Source organism: Citrobacter sp. R4, from assembly GCF_026719175.1.
GTDB lineage: Bacteria > Pseudomonadota > Gammaproteobacteria > Enterobacterales > Enterobacteriaceae > Citrobacter_A > Citrobacter_A sedlakii.
Genome location: NZ_JAPPSU010000002.1, coordinates 119145 through 137673, shown reverse-complemented (window position 1 = coordinate 137673; position 18529 = coordinate 119145). Strand labels below are relative to the sequence as shown.

At 58.7% G+C, this 18529-nt stretch carries 17 protein-coding genes; 11 read left to right on the top strand and 6 right to left on the bottom strand.

All coding sequences use genetic code 11. The annotated features are described in order from the left end of the window. Positions 1 to 259: 259 nt before the first annotated feature. Positions 260 to 1747 (top strand): alpha/beta hydrolase, encoded by a 1488-nt coding sequence (locus OOJ60_RS06170; protein ID WP_233470887.1) that lies wholly within the window; start codon positions 260 to 262, stop codon positions 1745 to 1747. Here OOJ60_RS06170 and OOJ60_RS06165 read toward each other — a convergent pair. Genes OOJ60_RS06165 through OOJ60_RS06155 form a run of 3 tightly spaced genes read right to left on the bottom strand, consistent with a single transcriptional unit; the run spans position 1744 to position 4692 of the window. Beyond that, the gene (locus OOJ60_RS06165) at positions 1744 to 3258 is read right to left on the bottom strand and encodes a tripartite tricarboxylate transporter permease (protein ID WP_205612254.1); all 1515 of its coding nucleotides are present in this window, start codon (positions 3256 to 3258) and stop codon (positions 1744 to 1746) included. The genes OOJ60_RS06170 and OOJ60_RS06165 overlap by 4 nt on opposite strands. Positions 3259 to 3268: 10 nt before the next feature. Beyond that, positions 3269 to 3700, bottom strand: coding sequence for a tripartite tricarboxylate transporter TctB family protein (locus tag OOJ60_RS06160; RefSeq protein ID WP_042288459.1), 432 nt, complete (start codon positions 3698 to 3700; stop codon positions 3269 to 3271). A 14-nt stretch (positions 3701 to 3714) separates the two neighbouring features. Then, positions 3715 to 4692: a Bug family tripartite tricarboxylate transporter substrate binding protein gene (locus OOJ60_RS06155; protein ID WP_205612253.1), complete on the bottom strand. Its 978-nt coding sequence runs from the start codon at positions 4690 to 4692 to the stop codon at positions 3715 to 3717. A 153-nt stretch (positions 4693 to 4845) separates the two neighbouring features. Between OOJ60_RS06155 and tctD the strand changes: the two genes are divergently transcribed. Together tctD and OOJ60_RS06145 are read left to right on the top strand one after the other, a co-directional pair. Beyond that, positions 4846 to 5520 (top strand): transcriptional regulator TctD, encoded by a 675-nt coding sequence (tctD, locus tag OOJ60_RS06150; RefSeq protein WP_042288453.1) that lies wholly within the window; start codon positions 4846 to 4848, stop codon positions 5518 to 5520. Beyond that, positions 5507 to 6919 carry a sensor histidine kinase gene (locus tag OOJ60_RS06145; RefSeq protein WP_205612252.1) on the top strand — a complete coding sequence of 471 codons (1413 nt, stop codon included), beginning with the start codon at positions 5507 to 5509 and terminating at the stop codon, positions 6917 to 6919. The genes tctD and OOJ60_RS06145 overlap by 14 nt, the downstream gene beginning before the upstream one ends. 89 nt (positions 6920 to 7008) lie before the next feature. On the opposite strand, the gene OOJ60_RS06140 is transcribed toward OOJ60_RS06145, so the two are convergent. Beyond that, on the bottom strand, positions 7009 to 7365 hold the full coding sequence (locus OOJ60_RS06140) for a hypothetical protein (RefSeq protein WP_060569150.1): 357 nt from the start codon (positions 7363 to 7365) through the stop codon (positions 7009 to 7011). 190 nt (positions 7366 to 7555) lie between these two features. Further along, positions 7556 to 7750, bottom strand: a complete 195-nt coding sequence (locus OOJ60_RS06135) for a DUF1482 family protein (RefSeq protein ID WP_060569151.1) — start codon at positions 7748 to 7750, stop codon at positions 7556 to 7558. Positions 7751 to 8123: 373 nt separating this feature from the next. Between OOJ60_RS06135 and OOJ60_RS06130 the strand changes: the two genes are divergently transcribed. Both OOJ60_RS06130 and OOJ60_RS06125 read left to right on the top strand, forming a co-directional pair. Then, complete coding sequence (locus OOJ60_RS06130; protein WP_060569152.1) at positions 8124 to 8321, top strand: hypothetical protein; 198 nt, start codon at positions 8124 to 8126, stop codon at positions 8319 to 8321. A 1-nt stretch (position 8322) separates the two neighbouring features. Beyond that, positions 8323 to 9078, top strand: coding sequence for a hypothetical protein (locus tag OOJ60_RS06125; RefSeq protein ID WP_205612251.1), 756 nt, complete (start codon positions 8323 to 8325; stop codon positions 9076 to 9078). A 37-nt stretch (positions 9079 to 9115) separates the two neighbouring features. Here OOJ60_RS06125 and OOJ60_RS06120 read toward each other — a convergent pair whose 3' ends face one another. Further along, the gene (locus tag OOJ60_RS06120; RefSeq protein WP_060569154.1) at positions 9116 to 9952 is read right to left on the bottom strand and encodes a MurR/RpiR family transcriptional regulator; all 837 of its coding nucleotides are present in this window, start codon (positions 9950 to 9952) and stop codon (positions 9116 to 9118) included. 291 nt (positions 9953 to 10243) lie between these two features. Between OOJ60_RS06120 and OOJ60_RS06115 the strand changes: the two genes are divergently transcribed. The 6 genes from OOJ60_RS06115 to OOJ60_RS06090 all read left to right on the top strand — a co-directional run bounded on the left by OOJ60_RS06115 (position 10244) and on the right by OOJ60_RS06090 (position 18529). Next, positions 10244 to 11749 (top strand): CoA-acylating methylmalonate-semialdehyde dehydrogenase, encoded by a 1506-nt coding sequence (locus OOJ60_RS06115; protein ID WP_205612250.1) that lies wholly within the window; start codon positions 10244 to 10246, stop codon positions 11747 to 11749. Positions 11750 to 11760: 11 nt separating this feature from the next. Further along, complete coding sequence (iolD, locus tag OOJ60_RS06110; RefSeq protein ID WP_205612249.1) at positions 11761 to 13686, top strand: 3D-(3,5/4)-trihydroxycyclohexane-1,2-dione acylhydrolase (decyclizing); 1926 nt, start codon at positions 11761 to 11763, stop codon at positions 13684 to 13686. Between the two features lie 254 nt (positions 13687 to 13940). Next, positions 13941 to 14927 carry an inositol 2-dehydrogenase gene (gene iolG / locus OOJ60_RS06105; RefSeq protein ID WP_205612248.1) on the top strand — a complete coding sequence of 329 codons (987 nt, stop codon included), beginning with the start codon at positions 13941 to 13943 and terminating at the stop codon, positions 14925 to 14927. A 30-nt stretch (positions 14928 to 14957) separates the two neighbouring features. Then, positions 14958 to 15887, top strand: a complete 930-nt coding sequence (locus OOJ60_RS06100) for a sugar ABC transporter substrate-binding protein (protein ID WP_042288441.1) — start codon at positions 14958 to 14960, stop codon at positions 15885 to 15887. Positions 15888 to 15941: 54 nt separating this feature from the next. Beyond that, entirely contained in the window at positions 15942 to 17489 is a 1548-nt protein-coding gene (locus OOJ60_RS06095; protein WP_205612247.1) for a sugar ABC transporter ATP-binding protein, read from the top strand. A gap of 11 nt (positions 17490 to 17500) precedes the next feature. Continuing rightward, positions 17501 to 18529, top strand: a complete 1029-nt coding sequence (locus OOJ60_RS06090) for an ABC transporter permease (RefSeq protein ID WP_013098254.1) — start codon at positions 17501 to 17503, stop codon at positions 18527 to 18529.

Sequence of the window (18529 nt, the reverse complement as noted above, 5' to 3'; positions counted from 1 at the left end):
AGTCGTCGGGGAGTCAGGGTGATGCTCATTTCGTAGCCATAAATTAAAAATATCTACATTTTTAATAAACGCGCACAAAATAATCGCTAATGTGTATTTTTTGTGATCTAAAGCTACAAATATTTAACATTGCGGGTTTCTGATTGACGCCGACGACAGGACAGAGTGTGGAAGAAAAGATTGAGGAATCCGTGAGTTAGCCTAAACTAACGCCGTTTATCGCGCGTCAGGTACGCAGCACAACGGGATTAACGTCATGATTAAACACGGCTTTCGTCGGCTGAAATGGGTAAGCGCCGGACTGATCGCGCTGATTAAGCACGTCTCCCTGACGTTGCTGGCGGTACTGATTCTCTTTCTCGGCGTGCGGGTTTATCAGACCGAACGCGGTCCCGACCTTCAGCTCTGGCATACCTGGCATGGCGAGGAAATGTCCGCGAAGGCGCTGGAGAGCGCCACCTTCGCGCAATATCAGGCGCACGAGGCGCGCTTATTCGACGCGATGAAAGTCGAGATCAGCGACAAGCTCGGCGCCGAACAGCAAACGCCGATCAACCGCTACTGGGCCGGAAGCCGGGTTTATCCTCAGCAGTTTACGCCGAACGGAAATCGTTCATTCGTCCTGCTGCCGCAGGGGGCGCCGCGCGGCGCGGTGGTCATGTTGCATGGTTTAACCGACTCGCCGTACAGCCTGAAGCACGTGGCGCAGCGCTACCGGCAGTGGGGGTATATCGTCGTGGTACCGCGTTTGCCCGGACACGGCACCGCCCCCGGAGCGCTGACTGACGTGGCATGGCAGGACTGGCTGGCAGCGACGCGGCTGGCGATACGGGAAGCGACGCGGCTTGGGGGGCGTGACCTGCCGTTGCATCTGGTGGGTTACTCCAACGGCGGTGCGCTGGCAATGAAATACACGCTCGACAGCCTGGAGGACGCGTCTTTGCGGCGTCCCAGCCAGATGGTGCTGCTGTCGCCGATGATTGGCGTCACCGCTTTCGCCCGTTTTGCCGGACTGGCCGGTCTTCCGGCATGGTTTCCGGCGTTTGCCAAAGCGGCGTGGCTCAACGTGACGCCTGAATACAATCCTTTCAAATACAATTCGTTTCCGGTTAATGCCGCGCGCCAGTCGTATCTGCTGACCCGCGCGTTGCAAACGCAGCTCGTCGACGACGCGAAGCGCCGCCGTTTAACGGCATTGCCGCCGGTGCTGACCTTTCAGTCAGTGATGGACTCCACCGTCAGCACCCACGCGGTAGTGGACTCGCTATATCGTTATCTTCCGGCAAACGGCAGCGAACTGGTGCTGTTCGATATCAACCAGGCTGCCAGTCTGCGCCCGCTGTTGCGAACGTCTTCTTACACCGCTGCCGCCACGCTGTTGCCGCCAGCGCCGCGCGCTTACCGCGCCACGGTCATCGCTAACGCCGCGGCAGACACGCTGGCGGTTGTGGCGCGCGACACGGCAGCCGGGAATCAGGAAGAAAAGATTCAGCCTTTGCATGAAGTCTGGCCGCAGGAGATGTATTCCCTGTCGCACGTAGCGGTGCCATTTCCCGTGACCGACTCCCTGTATGGCCTGAAACCGGAGCAGATAAACCGTTATGGGCTGAGTATGGGGACGATTGCGTTGCGTGGTGAGACTGGCACGCTGCTGGTGGGAGCAGACACACTGATGCGCGTCACCTCGAATCCGTTCTTCGGTTATCTTGAAGAACGGATCGAGGCAATTGCCGCGCCGCAGGATTAGCCAACTTCAACCTGCGGCTTTGCCTGGCGTTTACGGATGATGCGTAACACGGGAGGGACGATAATCACTGCCACCGCCATCACCAGCAGGGTTTTGGTCACGCCGCTTTCCCACAGAATTGCCATATTGCCGTTGCTGATGGACAGCGCGCGGCGCAGGTTCTGTTCGAGCATTTCGCCGAGGACGAAGCCTAAGATCAGCGGTGACATCGGGAAATGCATCTTGCGCAAAATATAGCCCAGCACCCCAAGCGCCACCATCAGCACCAGATCGAAGGTGGTGCTGTGGACCGCGTACACGCCAACCGCTGAAACAGCGGCGATCGCCGGGACCAGAAACCACAGCGGAATGGTCAGCATGCGAGTAAACAGGCCGATCAGCGGGATATTCATGACCAGCAGCATCACGTTGGCGATCAGCAGCGCGGCGATCAGCCCCCAGACGATGTCCGGTTGTTCGGTAAACATCGCCGGGCCGGGTGTGATGTTGTACAACGTTAGCGCGCCCATCATCACCGCGGTAGTGCCGGAACCGGGAACCCCCAGCGTTAACATCGGGATAAACGAGCCACAGGCCGACGCGTTGTTTGCCGCTTCCGGCGCCGCCACCCCGCGAATATCGCCTTTGCCGAAGCTGTCGCTGTTGCCGCTGATTTTCTTCTCGGTCATGTAGGTGATGGCGCTGGCAATCGTCGCGCCCGCGCCGGGCAGCACGCCGACAAAGAAACCTATCACCGACGAGCGCAGCGTTGTGCCGGCACACTGAACGCCTTCTTTCAGATTAAACATCATCCGTCCGGTTTTACGGACCAGCGTTTGCCCGCTGCTGGTGTGCTCCAGCATCAACAGGATTTCAGACACTGAGAACAGGCCGATCACCACGACGATAAACTGAACGCCGTCGGAAAGGTGAACGCTGTCAAAGGTAAAGCGATACACCCCGGTATTAGCGTCCACGCCGACGGTAGCAAGACCCAGTCCGATCAACGCGGCGAGAAACGATTTCAGTGGGTTTTGCGCCATCATGCTGCCGAGGCAGGCGATGGCAAACACCATCAGCGCGAAATATTCCGCCGGACCAAACGCCAGCGACCATTGCGCCAACAGCGGCGCGAACAGGATGATCCCGCCGATGGCGATCAACGAGCCAAAGAATGAGCTGACCGCGGAAATCGACAGCGCGACGCCGCCGCGCCCCTGTTGCGCCATCGGGTAACCGTCAAGGGCGGTCATGATCGCCGCCGCATCGCCGGGTACGTTGAGTAAAATCGACGAGATGCGCCCGCCATATTCACAGCCGATGTACACGGTCGCCAGCAGGATCAGCGCCGACTCGGCGGGCAGGTGCAGGGCAAAAGCCAGCGGCAGCAAAATCGCCACGCCGTTGATTGGCCCAAGTCCGGGCAGCAATCCGACAATGGTGCCGACAAAGCAGCCAATCAGCGCGATCAGCAGATTTTCCGGGGTCATCGCCACCGCGAAACCCTGAGAAAGATATATCCAGGTATCCATCGTTTCTCCGTTAACTCAGCCAGGCGCCGAGCGGTAAGGTGACGTCGAGCAGGCGGTCGAAGGCGTACCAGAGGGCCACACCGAGGATCACGCCGGAGATCCCCGCTGCAGGTAACGTGGCGCCGAACAGCAGGCCAATGACCAGCGTCAGGATCGCAGTAGCGACGGGAAAGCCCAGCCATTCAAAGCCCCAGGCGTACATCAACAGGATGATGACCATCGTTAACAGTTTTTGCAGCACGTGACGGCGTGGCCAGTCCACCACATCCGGATGGCGCAGCAGTAGCGCCAGCGCGCATAGCGCCATCAGGCCAATGATCCCCAAAGGAAACGGGCGTGGGCCGACCGGCTCGTAGCTGTATTCACTCTGGATCTGCCAGGCGATAAACAGCCCGGCGATACAGAGCAGCAGCCAGATCCCGGCGAAAATACGATCGCTCATGGAGGCCTCCGCGTTTATTTAGCCAGGCCGAAGGCTTTGGCCTGATCCCGGTAACCGGTAACTTGTTTTTTGACATACTCGTCAAGGGCTTTGCCGGTCATGTTGAATTCAAACAGGCCGCGCAGATCGCGCTGCTTTTTAAATTCTTCGGTCTGCTGCAGCTTTTCGAACGTCTGCACCCACCACTGGTATTCGGCGTCGCTCACTTTCGGGCCAACATAGAAACCGCGAATGATCGGCCAGACCAGATCGTAGCCCTGCTCTTTGGCGGTCGGGACGTCAGCCAACTGCCCCGGCAGGCGATTTTCTGAGAACACCGCGAGCACGCGAATTTTGTCGCCGTTCAGGTATGGCACCATTTCGCTGAGATCGCCGGAGACAACCTGCACGTGGTTGCCCATCAGCGCGGTCACCGGCTCGCCGCCGCCCTCAAAGGCGACATAGCGCATCTTGTGCGGATCGACCTTCGCCTGTTGCGCCAGCAGCGCCGACTTCATCCAGTCCTGGCTGCCGATAGACGCGCCTGCGCCAATTACCACGCTATTGGGATCTTTTTCCATGGCGGTGAGCAGATCCTTCAGCGACGTCCACGGCGAGTCGGCGCGTACGGCGATCATGCCGTAGTCGGTGCCCACACTCGCCAGCCAGCGCACATCATCAACGCCGTAGCGGCCAAATTTCCCCTGTGACAGGTTTAACAGCGAGCCGCCGGAGAAGGCGACCACAGTCCCTGGCTCGGCCGGACGCTGCGCCACGATAGCGTTATAGGCGACCGCGCCGACGCCGCCGGGCATATAGGTGACGCGCATCGGTTTTTCGATAGCGCCGGTTTCCATCATGCTTACCTGGATCAGTTTGCAGGTAAGATCAAAGCCGCCGCCGGGCTTCGCCGGGGCGATACATTCGGTACGTGACGGCGCGTCCTGCGCCAGTACAGAGGTGCTCATCAGTAAAACGCTTGCAGTAAGAGTACGAAGTACTTGTTTTTTCATTGTTTATCCTCACGCCGGATGCCCGGATAGTAGGGTTCGGAACAACATTTTTTTGATTATGTGAACCTGCATGTAGCAGTTCGGTTGCGTGATTGTTAAAACATTAACCTTTCATTTCCCTTTCAATGCGGCAGAAACTTTACAGGATGTGATATGCGTCTCTTATTGGCGGAAGATAACCGTGAGCTGGCTCACTGGCTGGAAAAAGCGCTGGTGCAGAACGGGTTCGCCGTGGACTGCGTGTTCGACGGACTGGCTGCCGACCATCTGTTGCACCGCGAAAGCTATGCGCTGGCGGTGCTGGACATCAATATGCCCGGTATTGACGGGCTGGAAGTGGTGCAGCGTCTGCGCAAACGTGGGCAGACGCTGCCCGTCCTGTTGTTAACAGCACGCAGCGCGGTGGCGGATCGGGTAAAGGGGCTGAACGTCGGCGCAGATGACTACCTGCCCAAGCCGTTTGAGCTGGAGGAGCTTGACGCGCGGCTGCGCGCCCTGCTGCGGCGCAGTGCGGGCCAGGTGCAGGAGCTCCAGCAACTGGGCGATCTGGCGTTTCACGACGAGGGGTATTTTTTGCTTCAGCAGCAGCCGCTGGCGCTCACCCCGCGAGAGCTGGCGCTACTGACGGTGCTGATGTACCGGCGAACGCGCCCGGTGTCGCGTCAGCAGTTGTTTGAACAGGTATTCAGTCTGAACGATGAAGTCAGCCCGGAAAGCATCGAACTGTATATTCATCGCCTGCGCAAAAAACTCCACGGCAGCAACGTGCGAATCACAACCCTGCGCGGGTTGGGCTACGTGCTGGAGTGCGGCGATGAGGTGGGTTAAACCGCAGTCGCTGTACCTGCAACTGCTGCTGTTTCTGGGGCTACCGTTGCTCCTGCTGTGGGGATTTTCGGCATTTAACAGCTATGTCAGCGCGCTACAGGCCGCGACCCAGGCCTATGATCGCACTCTGCTTTCTTCTGCACGCACGGTGGCGGAACGGCTGGAAGTGCGTAACGGCAGGCTGGAGGTCAACGTTCCGTGGGTGGTGCTGGACAGCTTTGAGCTCAACATGAACGATCGGTTGTATTACAAAGTGGTGGATCCGGCGGGGCGGGTGATCTCCGGCTATGACGATATGCCCGTGATGCCGCCTGCGACCTCGCGAACCCGGCTTTATCCGGCGCTGGCGTGGTTTTATCACACCCAATATCGCGGGCAGGCGATACGCGTCGCGCGTTTGCTGCAGCCGGTGAACGAAGGCGGGATCGTCGGAATGGCGGAAATCTACGTGGCCGAAACGCTACAGTCCCGGCGCTATCTGGCGGGACAACTGCTGTTTTCGTCCTGGGTCACGCAGGGGCTGTTGGTGTTGCTGACGCTGGTGCTGGTCGGCTGGTTACTGCGTCGGGTGCTCAAACCCATGCGCCAGCTCTCTTCGCTGATGGTCCGCCGTGAGCCGGGGTTGCTCACGCCGTTACCGGAACTGCTGCCGTGGTCGGAAACTCGCCTGCTGATCGTGGCCTTCAACCGTTACCTTGACCGGCTGCGCGTGCTGATCTCGCGTCAGGAACGTTTTAGCGCCGACGCGTCCCATCAGTTAAAAACGCCGCTGGCGGTGTTGAAAACCCAGGCGGCGGTGGCGCTGGCGAGCCGGGAGCCGCAGCAATGGTACGAGAGCTTACGGGCGATGAGCACAACGCTGGACAATACCATTCTGCTTACCGAAAGGCTGTTGCAGCTTTCGGCGGTAAAGCGCAAAGAGCAGGGCGAGCGCCAGTTTGCGCCGGTAGATCTGTTCGCCGTAGTGCAGCAAAGCTGTTTTACCCGACTGGCGCAGGCGCGCAGTAAACAGATCGATCTTGGCTACGAGGGCGTACAGGCGTCGGTCTGGATGGAGGGGGATGAGGTCTTACTGGGCGAACTGTGCGGTAATCTCCTGGACAATGCCTTGAAATACACGCCGCCGCAGGGAACGGTGACGGCAAGGCTTGACCGCGAGGGCGAGGCCGTGGTGCTGGTGGTAGAGGACAGCGGGCCGGGAATAGACGACGACCAGATCCCCCAGGCGCTGTTGCCGTTTCACCGGCTGGAAAACGCAGGCTCCCAGCCCGGCGCGGGGATCGGCCTGGCGCTGGTCAATGATATTGCCCGGCTACACCGCACCCATCCGCAACTGACACGCAGCGAAACACTGGGCGGATTACGCGTAAGAGTGCGGTTTCTGGTCATGACGCATTAGGGTTTAACCTGGCGGGAACGCACGAAAAATATGTTCTGCGGCCTGAAATAAAAAAAGCCGCTTTCGCGGCTTCAGTCAGGGGAGAAGAATTATTCGCTGACCTTTTTCTCAACCGAGGCAGCGCCTTCTTTGGTCTTATTCCAGCCTTTTTCTGCGCCTTCTTTAGTGGCATTCCAGCCTTTCTCGGTGCCTTCTTTGGTTTTATTCCAGGCTTCCTGAGAACCTTCGCTGACTTTACTGCTCAGGTCGTTGCGGGTGCCTTCGGCTGCATGTTTTGCTTTTAGTTGCTGTTCTTCACCCTGGTTTTGCGCCTGGTGCAGTTTCTCTTTGGCGGTATTGGCATTTTCGTGCGCGGCGGCTACGTCATTATCGGTGGCGTGTGTGGTCGCGGCAAAAACTGGGGAAGCCAACAGAAGAGCAGATAAGGCGATCGTTGTTTTTTTCATAATATCCTCGCTTAACGTTATCAGTTAAATGCGTGATTAAGCATGGCAGGTCAACGAAGCGCTGGCTTTAAGAAAAAACTGTAAATGAAAATAATGATTTCTGAACGCTAAATGCATCCATACACAAAATAAAATAATCGCTTTGATGCTAAGAGGATATTTATTGATATCACGATTATTACAATTCGCTTTATTTTTGCGTTGCTGAACGATCGCTCTGTTTCACATCCACTAACCCTTTTTCCGGGTCAAGAAAGAAGCATTGGGTGGGGGACGATTTTGTCTCGGATGCCGCCTCGCATTGCGCGAGGGTACTGTATGCGCCAATCACTTCACTCTTTGACTCTCCGCCTGCGAGCGCGAAGATCAATGCAAGAACATACATGTTTTTTCCTTAAAATCATTAACGGCGCTGGCTACATGACAGGCGAACGTGCCGCTGTAATGGACTCCAGCAGGATCATTCTTTGTACGAATAATGTTAGCGAATCGTAATATACGTATAAAATTCTTAAAAGCAAGCTGATTATTCTGAAAGTATGTGTTCGGACTTTACTAATATTTTCTTAATGATTGCGCAACGAAATTATTAAGCGGTATAGCGGGTGAATTAACCCCGCGCGCATGCAACGGCACGCGCTGGTCGCGCCGCGTTGTACTAATCGCATGACGTAACCAGGGCTTTTCAGCATAACCTTAAGGCAGCCGCTGCGAATGCCGACCAGACTTATCCTTTTTGTTTATGAGGAGGTTGCGTAATGAAACGCCTGTTTATGTCCATTTTTTCCAGCCCGGAGTCGCTGTTACAGGTGATGAGCCATCAGGAAATAATCGAAGCGGTGGAGGATGGCGACCGCATTATTATCGACCAGGACGGTAATGCCTCGGTTAATTTTAAAAGCAGAGAAGTGCAACACGATTTCCAGCGTCATGTTAACGCGCTGAAGAGGGCATGACATGGGAACGGCGATATTTATGGTGCTGATGGTGTGCGGATACTGGTACACCAGTCGCGATCTGTCCACACGTTTTAAGATCAAACGATCGTTTGGCTGGGATGTCTATTTTCTGGTGGCGCTGTATGGCTGCATTTTTGTGTTGCAGGGCGTCCTTGCTACCGGGCTGCTCTGGCTGCTGTTATTGGCGCTCCCCGCCGCTGATAATACCTTTCAGATCACCTCGCAGAAATATGCCGACTGGCAAATTGAATTTATGAACTGGAGCTTTCTCGGCATCCAGGCGCCGGTGGTGGTGATGCTGGCCTTTGCCATCCTGTTTTGCCTTTATCGTTCTAACTGGGCGGGCAGCGCCAGGCTGGACGGTGAAGACCGGAAAACGCTGTATAAGCGTCTGGCGCGCTCGAGCGGTATTGAACAACTGCTGTATCAGTGTATGGAACAAGGCGAACTGGCGCTGGTGACGCTCAAATCGCGGCGAATTTATATCGGCATGATCCATACCGCCACGCTGGAATATGAAAAAACGGCCAACATCGTGCTGATTCCAATGCTGAGCGGCTATCGTGACGGGGAAAAAATGAACCTGTGCATTGAGCACAACTACAGCAAATGGTACGCCGAGCATGACATTACGCTGGATTCAGAACCCAGAAGCGCAATGGACTTCCGCAAGGTGATTATGCTGGATCAGATAGAAAGCCTTTCCCTTTTCGACCCTGCCAGCGCCAGCGCCTTGTCGATGGAACCACGCTAACGTGCGAGCGAAGAACGCGTTTTTTACCGGTTTACGGTCAGGCGCTTCCCTTGTCGCCCAACCGGTAAGCCAGCGCCACGACCAGCGACTGTACCAGACACAGCGTTGCGGACTGGGAGCGAAACGCGTCAACCTGCGCCTCTTTCACCACAAAGCAGAGTTCACTGAACGTGGCCAGTGGACTTATCTGACTGTCGGTGATGACAATCTGACGCGCGCCGGCCTTCGCCGCGGTTTCGCTCACCATCACCGTCTCTTCCGCATAGGGCGAGAAACTGACGGAAACCACGATATCGCGTGAGCTAATACGGTTGATCTGTTCGCGCAGCATCCCGCCCATCCCGTCGAGCAGTATGGGACGGCAGGCCAGATGGCTCAGGGCGTAGGTCAGATAAGCGGCAACGCTGAACGAGCGACGTAAGCCGGCGACATAGATAGTGTCGGCTTCCGCCAGCAGTTGCACCGCTTGTTCCAGCATTGCCGGTTCGGCACGGGCGGCAAGCTGCTGTAGCGCCTGCGCATTTGAGCGGGCGAATTCCTGCAAAATATCCAGCGGCGTTTCCGGCACCGCTTCGCTTTCCATTTCACGAAACAGGCGGGCGCGGTCGCTGTAGCTGGCGGTCTCTTCAACCAGATTCATGCGAAACAGTTGTTTCATTTCATTGAAACCGGTGAAGTCAAAGGCGTTGGCGAAGCGGATGAGCGTGGAGGGCGGCACCCCGGCGCGCTCGGCAATGACAGCGACCGTATCAAAGGCCACGCTATTAGTGTTATCCAGCACATAGCGGGACACCTGCTGCAACCTTTTGCTCAGGCTGTCGTAGCGATCGCGGATTTGCTGTTGCAGTTCGTTCAGGTTGGTTGCGGTACTCATTGATCCCCCTGGGTTAGTTTTCTGATTCTAAACGTAAAGCCGCTTCTTTTAAATGTCGGACGTCCGATTCGCGGCAAAAATGAAACAGAAGATTCACGCTTTTCCCTCTCTGAAATCCCCGAAAGATCGGCTTATCCTGCGTATTGCGGCTGTTAACATAAAAATCCATCCTTGATCACAATAATCACTATTTGTTTTATTTCAACTTAAAATGGAATATTTATTTCATATATAGTGATTTCATAGAGAGCGTTCAGGTAACAATCACGAACCCACAGCGAGAGGTTAAGGATGGAGACGGTAGCGAATTTTATTCACGGCGAATGTGTCACCGGTTCAGGCCAGCGCGTTCAGGCGATCTTCAACCCGGCCACCGGCGAGCAGATCCGCCAGGTGGTGATGAGTACGGCGCAGGAGGCTGAGCAGGCGGTTGCCGCCGCGCAGCAGGCCTTTCCCGCGTGGGCACGTCAGGCTCCGCTTAAGCGCGCGCGGGTGATGTTCCGTTTCAAGGCGCTGCTCGAAGAGAACATGGAAACGCTGGCCCGCATCATCAGCGAAGAGCACGGCAAGGTTTTCTCCGACGCGGTGGGCGAGCTGACCCGCGGCCTGGAAGTGGTGGAATTCGCCTGCGGCATCCCGCATCTGCAAAAGGGTGAGCATTCCGCCAACGTGGGGACCGGCGTCGACAGCCATTCGCTGATGCAACCGCTCGGGGTCTGCGCCGGGATCACGCCGTTTAACTTCCCGGCGATGGTGCCGATGTGGATGTTCCCGATTGCGCTGGCGACCGGTAACACCTTCGTGCTGAAACCGTCGGAAAAAGATCCCTCCCTGGCGCTCGCGCTGGCGCAACTGCTGAAAGAGGCCGGCCTGCCGGACGGCGTGTTTAACGTGGTACAGGGGGATAAGGAGTCCGTTGACGTGCTCCTGACCGACCCGCGCGTGCAGGCAGTGAGCTTTGTCGGCTCCACGCCGATTGCGGAATACATTTACCAGACCGCCTCCGCCCACGGCAAACGCTGTCAGGCGCTGGGCGGTGCGAAAAACCACTGCATTTTGATGCCGGATGCGGACATGGAGATGGCGACTAACGCCATTATGGGCGCGGCCTACGGCGCGGCGGGCGAGCGCTGTATGGCGCTCTCGGTGGTGCTGGCGGTGGGCGATAAAACCGCTGATGACCTTTGCGCCCGGCTGGAAAAACAGATTGCCGCACTGCGCGTTGGGCCGGGTCTGGACCAGACGCCGGAAAACGAAATGGGGCCGCTCATCTCCGCCGCGCACCGCAGCAAGGTGCTGGGCTACATCGACAGCGGGGAAGCGCAAGGGGCGAAACTGCGCGTGGACGGTCGCGGCTTCCACGTGAAGGACTACGAGCAGGGCTATTTCGTCGGTCCGACGCTGTTCGATAACGTCACCCCGGAGATGACCATCTATAAGGAAGAGATTTTCGGTCCGGTGCTTTCTGTGGTGCGCGTAGCAGATTACGCCAGCGCGGTGGACCTGATTAACCGCCATGAATATGGTAATGGCTCCGCCATTTTCACCCGCGACGGCGGCTGCGCGCGCCGCTTCTGCGAAGAGGTGCAGGCGGGCATGGTGGGCGTCAACGTGCCGATCCCGGTGCCGATGGCGTTCCACAGCTTCGGCGGCTGGAAGCGTTCCATCTATGGCGCGCTCAACGTCCACGGCAACGACGGCGTGCGTTTCTACACCCGCATGAAAACCATTACCGCGCGCTGGCCGGAAATGCAGCAGGACAGCGGCGCGGCATTCTCTATGCCGACGCTGGGCTGACAGGAGGTGTTATGCAAACCGAACGTATGACCATGGCCCAGGCGCTGGTCCGGTTCCTTAATCAACAGTATGTCAGCGTTGACGGCAACGAAACGCCCTTCGTGGAGGGCGTGGCGACCATTTTTGGTCATGGCAACGTGCTGGGTATCGGCCAGGCGCTGGAGCAGGATCCGGGCCATCTGCAGGTAATGCAGGGCTGCAACGAGCAGGGCATCGCCCATATGGCGACGGGATTCGCCAAACAGCATCGCCGTCAGCGCATTTTCGCCGTCACCTCCTCCGTCGGGCCGGGCGCCGCCAATATGGTGACCGCTGCAGCTACTGCCACCGCGAACCGCATCCCGCTGCTGCTGCTGCCGGGAGATATCTACGCCAGCCGCCAGCCGGACCCGGTCTTGCAACAAATTGAGCAGTATCACGATCTCAGCATCAGCACCAACGACTGCTTCCGTCCTGTCTCCCGCTACTGGGACCGCATCAACCGCCCCGAGCAACTGATGAGCGCCATGCTCAATGCGATGCGAGCACTCACTGACCCCGCGGATACGGGCGCGGTGACCATTTGTTTGCCACAGGACGTACAGGGCGAGGTCTGGGATTATCCGATGAGCTTTTTTGCCCGTCGCGTGCATCACATTGAACGTCGACCGCCCGACTCCCAGCGGCTTGAACACGCGCGGGCACTGATTGCCCGTAAGCGTCGCCCGCTGGTGGTGTGCGGCGGTGGGGTACGTTATTCCGGCGCGCATGAGGCGTTGCGAGAATTTGTCGAGACGCTGCAACTGCCGTTTGCCGAAACCCAGGCCGGAAAGGGGGCGCTGGTCAGTGACCACCCGCTTAATCTGGGCGGGGTTGGCGTCACCGGCGGGCTGGCGGCCAACCAGCTTGCGCCACAGGCCGACCTGGTAATTGGCGTCGGCACGCGCCTGACCGACTTTACCACCGGCTCCAAAGCACTGTTTGCCCATCCGGACGTCGAATTTCTGCTGCTGAACGTGGCCGAATTTGACGCCCTGAAGCTCGACGCCACCGCGCTGGTTGCCGATGCCCAAACCGGGCTGCAGGCCCTGACCCATGCGCTGAAGGATTACCGCAGCGGCTGGGGAGAGGAGATTGCTCAGGCGAAAACCGCCTGGCGCGACGAGTGCCGCCGCCTGTGGGATCGCCAGTGGCATCCGGCAGATGCGCCCGAGGTGGCGGGACACCTGGACGCGCAGTTGGCGGAATACGGTGAGACGCTCAACACCCGCCTGACCCAGACGCGGGTGCTGGGGCTGATTAATCAGCATGTTGAAGACAACGCCATCGTGGTGGGGGCAGCCGGATCGCTGCCGGGGGATTTGCAGCGCCTCTGGCAGGTCAAAACGCCCGATACCTATCATCTGGAGTACGGCTACTCCTGCATGGGCTACGAGATAGCGGCCGCGATTGGCGCGAAGATTGCGAGACCCGAACAGCCGGTATACGCCATGGTGGGGGATGGCTCCTACATGATGCTGCACTCCGAGCTGCAAACCGCAGTGCAGGAGGGGATTAAGGTCACCGTTCTGCTGTTTGATAACGCCAGCTTCGGCTGCATTAACAACCTGCAGATGGGACACGGCATGGGGAGCTTTGGCACCGAAAACCGCCACCGTAACCCGGAAACCGGGCAACTTGACGGACCGCTGGTGAAGGTCGATTTTGCGCAAAACGCGGAAAGCTACGGCTGTCGCGCGTGGCGGGTACACGATGAACCAGGTCTGCTGGCGGCGCTGGCGGCGTCCCGCGCCCATCCTGGCCCGACGCTGCTGGACATTAAGGTGCTGCCGAAGACCATGACCCACGATTACGCCTCGTGGTGGCGAACCGGCGATGCGCAGGTGGCAGACTCGCCCGCAGTGTGCGAAGCCGCCGCGTTGACGCAAGCGCAGGTAAAAAAAGCGCGTCAGTATTAGTTTTCCCGCCGTAACGAAATTTTCATTTCATTTTCTCTTCCTGTGTTTTCCGCGCCCTCCCCATCCGGGAGAGCGCGATGTTCTTTCCGTATATCGCCGCTCATGTTGTGAGATTGATAACAAAAATTATCTCGTTCATCTCAAAACTGTTAACTCGCACTCAAAAACATAATTTTCACTATTTATAAAAATGAAATAAATGTTTTATTTAAAGGGTCGTTAGTTCATTGCATTCACCAACACCGGGAGCCGTTATGTTTAACATTGCTTTACTGGGCGCTGGCCGAATCGGCCAGGTACATGCAGCTAACATCGCCAGCCACAGTGCGACCACGCTGTGGTCGGTGGTCGACCCGAATCAGGCATTTGCCACCCGTCTCGCCATGCAGTATCAGGCCCGTCAGCAGAGCCTGGAGGAGGCGATGACCGACCCTGACGTTCATGCCGTACTGATTGCTTCGGCAACGGATACCCACGCGGATCTGATTGAACTGGCCGCCCGTCACGGCAAGGCCATCTTCTGCGAAAAGCCGGTACACCTCGACCTCGCCCGCGTGCGCGACTGCCTGAAGGTGGTCAAAGAGTACGACGTGCCGCTGTTCATCGGCTTTAACCGCCGCTTCGACCCGCAGTTCCGCCGCGTGAAAACCGAGGCCCAGGCCGGGCGCATCGGCAAACCGGAATCGCTGCTGATTATTTCCCGCGATCCGTCTCCGCCGCCTGCGGAGTACGTGCGCGTCTCCGGCGGCATGTTCCGCGACATGACCATTCACGACTTTGACATGGCGCGCTTCATCATGGGCGAAGAGCCGGTGTCGGTGTATGCCCAGGGCAGCAACCTGGTGGATCCGGCGATTGGCGAGGCGGAGGATATCGATACCGCGTTTATCGTTCTGAAATACGCCTCCGGCGCGATGGCGACCATCGTCAACAGCCGCCGCTCCTCGTACGGCTACGACCAGCGCCTGGAGCTGCACGGTTCCGAAGGGCTGCTCTGTGCGGGCAATATTCTTGAAAACCAGGTGCAGCACTACGGAAAACAGGGCTGCACCAGCGCGCTGCCGGAACACTTCTTCCTCCAGCGCTACAAATCCGCTTACGCCGCGGAATGGGAACACTTTGTTGCGGTCCTGCGCGGCGAAGCGGTGCCGGATTGTAGCGGCGATGACGGCGAACGAGCGCTGTACCTCGCGGATAAAGCGCTGGAATCACTGCGCAGCCAGCGCGAGATCGTCCTCTAAACACACCACCCTACACAGAGAGACATAATAATGAAAAAACTGATCGTAGCCGCCCTCATCGCCGTAACGTCCGGGGCCGCCCTCGCCGAAAACGAGCAAATTGTTTTCAGTACGCCAAATCTGGCGATGCCGTTTGAAGTTCACATGCAGCGCACGGCGGTGAAGGCCGCAAAAGAGATGGGCGTGCAGCTTCAGGTGCTGGACGGGCAGGGCAGCTCGCCGAAACAGGTGGCTGACCTGGAAAACGCCATCACCCGCGGGGCGCAGGGCTTTATCGTCTCCCCGAACGACGTGAACGCGGTCTCCAGCGCGGTGGATGAAATTCAGGAGGCGAAGCTCCCGGTCGTCACCCTTGACCGCTCCGTCGACAGTCAGAAGAAAGTGCCGCACTTTGGCGCCAACAATTACAAAGGCGGCCAGGCGATTGGCGACTTCGTGAAAAGCAAGTTCCCCAACGGTGCGGAGATCATACTGCTCACCGGTCAGCCCGGCTCCTCCTCCAATATTGAACGCACCAAAGGGATCCGCGACAGCCTGAAGGCGGGTGGCGATAAATACAAGATCGTCGCCGATCAGACCGGCAACTGGATGCGTTCAGAAGGGATGCGCATCGTTGAAAGCGTCCTGCCATCTCTGCCGAAACGCCCGCAGGTGATCCTCTCCGCCAACGACGATATGGCGCTGGGGGCGATTGAAGCCCTGCAAAGCCAGGGCGTGAAGCCGGGCGAAATACTGGTGACCGGCTTTGATGCGGTACCGGAAGCGCTGGCCCGCGTGCGCGAGGGCTGGCTGGCGGTGACGGCGGATCAGCGTCCGGGCTTTGCGGTCAAAACGGCGATGAGCCAGTTGGTGGCCAACGTGCGCGACAAAACCGCCATCACCGGGGCTGACTACCCGCCGACGCTGATCACCAAAGAGAACCTGCAGCAGGCTGAGCGCATCGGCGAGGCCGGTAACTGATCTATCCGCAGCCGCCGCGCGAGCGGCGGCGCACTCTGAAGGAGGAGCAGACCGATGTCGCAACCCTTACTGAAAGTGACCGACCTGGTGAAAAGCTTTTCCGGCGTCTGGGCGCTGAGCAGCGCTCAGCTGACCGTCGGCAGCGGAGAAATACACGCCCTGCTGGGGGAGAACGGGGCGGGAAAATCCACGCTGCTGAAGGCGCTCGCGGGGGCGCAGCCGCAAACGCGCGGGGAGATCTGGTTCAACGGCGAAACGCTGCCGCTGGACGATTCCCCGGTGGAGCGGCAGAACAAGGGGATTATCACCATCTATCAGGAATTCAACCTGCTGCCCAACATGACCGTCGCGGAGAACATGTTTCTCGGGCGCGAGCCGCGCAGGCGTAACCTGATCGTTGATGAGAAAGCGGTGAATCAGGAGGCGCAGGTCATCCTCGATTACCTGCAACTGAACGTCGCCCCGACCACGCCCGTCGCCCGCCTGAGCGTCGCGCAGCAGCAGATGGTGGAGATCGCCCGCGCGTTAACCCTGAACGCGAAGCTGATCGTTATGGACGAACCGTCCGCCGCGCTGAGCGACAGCGAAGTGGAAAGTTTGCACCGCGTGGTGCGGGAACTAAAGGGGCGTGGGGTCAGCATTATTTACGTTACCCACCGTCTGCACGAAGTGTTTCAACTTTGCGATCGCTTCACCGTGTTTCAGGACGGTCGGTTCACCGGTACCGGCGCGGTGGCGGAGACCACCGTCGAACAACTGATTCGCCTGATGGTCGGGCGCGACGTGGCGTTTAACCGTCGTCCCGCCAGCGAAACCCACCATGAAGATAAACCTGTCCGCCTGGCGGTGAAGGGGCTGAGCCGCGAAAAGCCGCCGCTGGATCCGCACGGCATCGCCCTGCACGACATCAGCTTCCACGTCCACGCCGGGGAAGTGTTAGGCATTGCCGGGCTGGTGGGCGCGGGACGCACCGAGGTGGCGCGCTGCCTGTTTGGCGCGGACGCGTTTACCTCGGGCAGCTTTGAGCTGGACGGCGTGCCGTACCAGCCGCGCGATCCGCTGTATGCCCTCGACCAGGGCGTGGCGCTGGTGCCGGAAGATCGCAAAAAAGAGGGGGCGGTGCTGGGGCTGTCGATTCGCGACAACCTGTCGCTCTCGTGCCTTTCGTCTCTGCTGCAGTGGCGCTGGTTCGTGAACACCCGCAAAGAGGACGACCTGATTGAGTCCTACCGCCAGGCGCTGCAGATCAAAATGGTCAACAGCGAGCAGGAGGTGCGCAAGCTCTCCGGCGGTAACCAGCAAAAAGTGATCCTCGCGCGCTGCATGGCGCTCAATCCTCGGGTGCTGATCGTCGACGAGCCGACGCGCGGCATCGACGTAGGGACCAAATCGGAAGTGCACCAGGTGCTGTTTGACATGGCGAAAAAGGGCGTGGCGGTGATCGTGATCTCCTCCGATCTGCCTGAAGTGATGGCGGTGTCCGACCGGATCATCACCCTCAGCGAAGGCCGGGTGACCGGCGAGATCCACGGCGACGACGCTAACGAAGAACGGCTGATGACGATGATGGCCATCAACCACAACGCCCTGAACGCGGCATAACGGAGTTTCTCATGACGCAGATGATTTCTAAAACGCAGGCCCCGGTGAAACGCGCCGGACGCATCGATCCCATCGCCTTCTTCGAGCGCTTCGGGGTGCTGATTTTCATGATCCTGCTGCTGATCTTCTTCCAGTCGCAGAACAGCAACTTTTTCTCTGAACGCAATATTTTCAACATTCTGACCGAAGTCTCTATCTACGGGATCATGGCCGTGGGGATGACCTTCGTCATCCTGACCGCCGGGATCGACCTCTCCGTCGGCTCCATTCTGGCGGTGTGCGCCATGACCGCGGCGTACGTGATTAAAGGCGACAACTTTACCACCGTCGACCCGAACGCCTGGGGCGGCATGAGCTGGCTGATTGGGCTGGGAATTTGCCTGGCGATGGGCACGGCGATTGGCTTTCTGCACGGTCTGGGCGTCACCCGCCTGCGCCTGCCGCCGTTCATCGTCACCCTCGGGGGGATGACCATCTGGCGCGGCCTGACCCTGGTGATTAACGACGGCGCGCCGATCGCCGGTTTCGATCAGGGCTACCGCTGGTGGGGGCGCGGGGAGCTGCTCGGCATCTCCATTCCGATCTGGATCTTCGCCATCGTCGCCGTTGGCGGCTATCTGGCGCTGCACAAAACCCGCTGGGGCCGCTTCGTCTACGCCATCGGCGGCAACCCGGAGGCGGCGCGTCTGGCGGGTGTGAACGTGAAGCGCGTGCTGGTCAGCGTCTACGTGCTGATTGGCTGCCTGGCGGGGCTGGCGGGCTTCATCCTCAGCGCGCGTCTGGGGAGCGCCGAGGCGGTCGCCGGGATCTCCTTTGAGCTGCGCGTCATCGCCTCGGTGGTGATTGGCGGCACCTCGCTGATGGGCGGCTACGGGCGCATCGGCGGCACCATCATCGGCTCCATCATCATGGGTATTCTGATTAACGGCCTGGTGCTGATGAACGTCTCGGCCTACTACCAGCAGATTATCACCGGATTAATTATCGTTCTGGCGGTGGCGTTCGACACCTACGCCAAGAGCCGTCGCGGCGCACTGTGA

What these genes read in the sequence shown, in the direction of transcription:
- OOJ60_RS06165 (WP_205612254.1), bottom strand. Translation starts at nt 3,258, where the DNA reads ATGGATACCTGGATATATCTTTCTCAGGGTTTCGCGGTGGCGATGACC.
- OOJ60_RS06160 (WP_042288459.1), bottom strand. Translation starts at nt 3,700, where the DNA reads ATGAGCGATCGTATTTTCGCCGGGATCTGGCTGCTGCTCTGTATCGCC.
- OOJ60_RS06155 (WP_205612253.1), bottom strand. Translation starts at nt 4,692, where the DNA reads ATGAAAAAACAAGTACTTCGTACTCTTACTGCAAGCGTTTTACTGATG.
- tctD (WP_042288453.1), top strand. Translation starts at nt 4,846, where the DNA reads ATGCGTCTCTTATTGGCGGAAGATAACCGTGAGCTGGCTCACTGGCTG.
- OOJ60_RS06145 (WP_205612252.1), top strand. Translation starts at nt 5,507, where the DNA reads ATGAGGTGGGTTAAACCGCAGTCGCTGTACCTGCAACTGCTGCTGTTT.
- OOJ60_RS06140 (WP_060569150.1), bottom strand. Translation starts at nt 7,365, where the DNA reads ATGAAAAAAACAACGATCGCCTTATCTGCTCTTCTGTTGGCTTCCCCA.
- OOJ60_RS06135 (WP_060569151.1), bottom strand. Translation starts at nt 7,750, where the DNA reads ATGTATGTTCTTGCATTGATCTTCGCGCTCGCAGGCGGAGAGTCAAAG.
- OOJ60_RS06130 (WP_060569152.1), top strand. Translation starts at nt 8,124, where the DNA reads ATGAAACGCCTGTTTATGTCCATTTTTTCCAGCCCGGAGTCGCTGTTA.
- OOJ60_RS06125 (WP_205612251.1), top strand. Translation starts at nt 8,323, where the DNA reads ATGGGAACGGCGATATTTATGGTGCTGATGGTGTGCGGATACTGGTAC.
- OOJ60_RS06120 (WP_060569154.1), bottom strand. Translation starts at nt 9,952, where the DNA reads ATGAGTACCGCAACCAACCTGAACGAACTGCAACAGCAAATCCGCGAT.
- OOJ60_RS06115 (WP_205612250.1), top strand. Translation starts at nt 10,244, where the DNA reads ATGGAGACGGTAGCGAATTTTATTCACGGCGAATGTGTCACCGGTTCA.
- iolD (WP_205612249.1), top strand. Translation starts at nt 11,761, where the DNA reads ATGCAAACCGAACGTATGACCATGGCCCAGGCGCTGGTCCGGTTCCTT.
- iolG (WP_205612248.1), top strand. Translation starts at nt 13,941, where the DNA reads ATGTTTAACATTGCTTTACTGGGCGCTGGCCGAATCGGCCAGGTACAT.
- OOJ60_RS06100 (WP_042288441.1), top strand. Translation starts at nt 14,958, where the DNA reads ATGAAAAAACTGATCGTAGCCGCCCTCATCGCCGTAACGTCCGGGGCC.
- OOJ60_RS06095 (WP_205612247.1), top strand. Translation starts at nt 15,942, where the DNA reads ATGTCGCAACCCTTACTGAAAGTGACCGACCTGGTGAAAAGCTTTTCC.
- OOJ60_RS06090 (WP_013098254.1), top strand. Translation starts at nt 17,501, where the DNA reads ATGACGCAGATGATTTCTAAAACGCAGGCCCCGGTGAAACGCGCCGGA.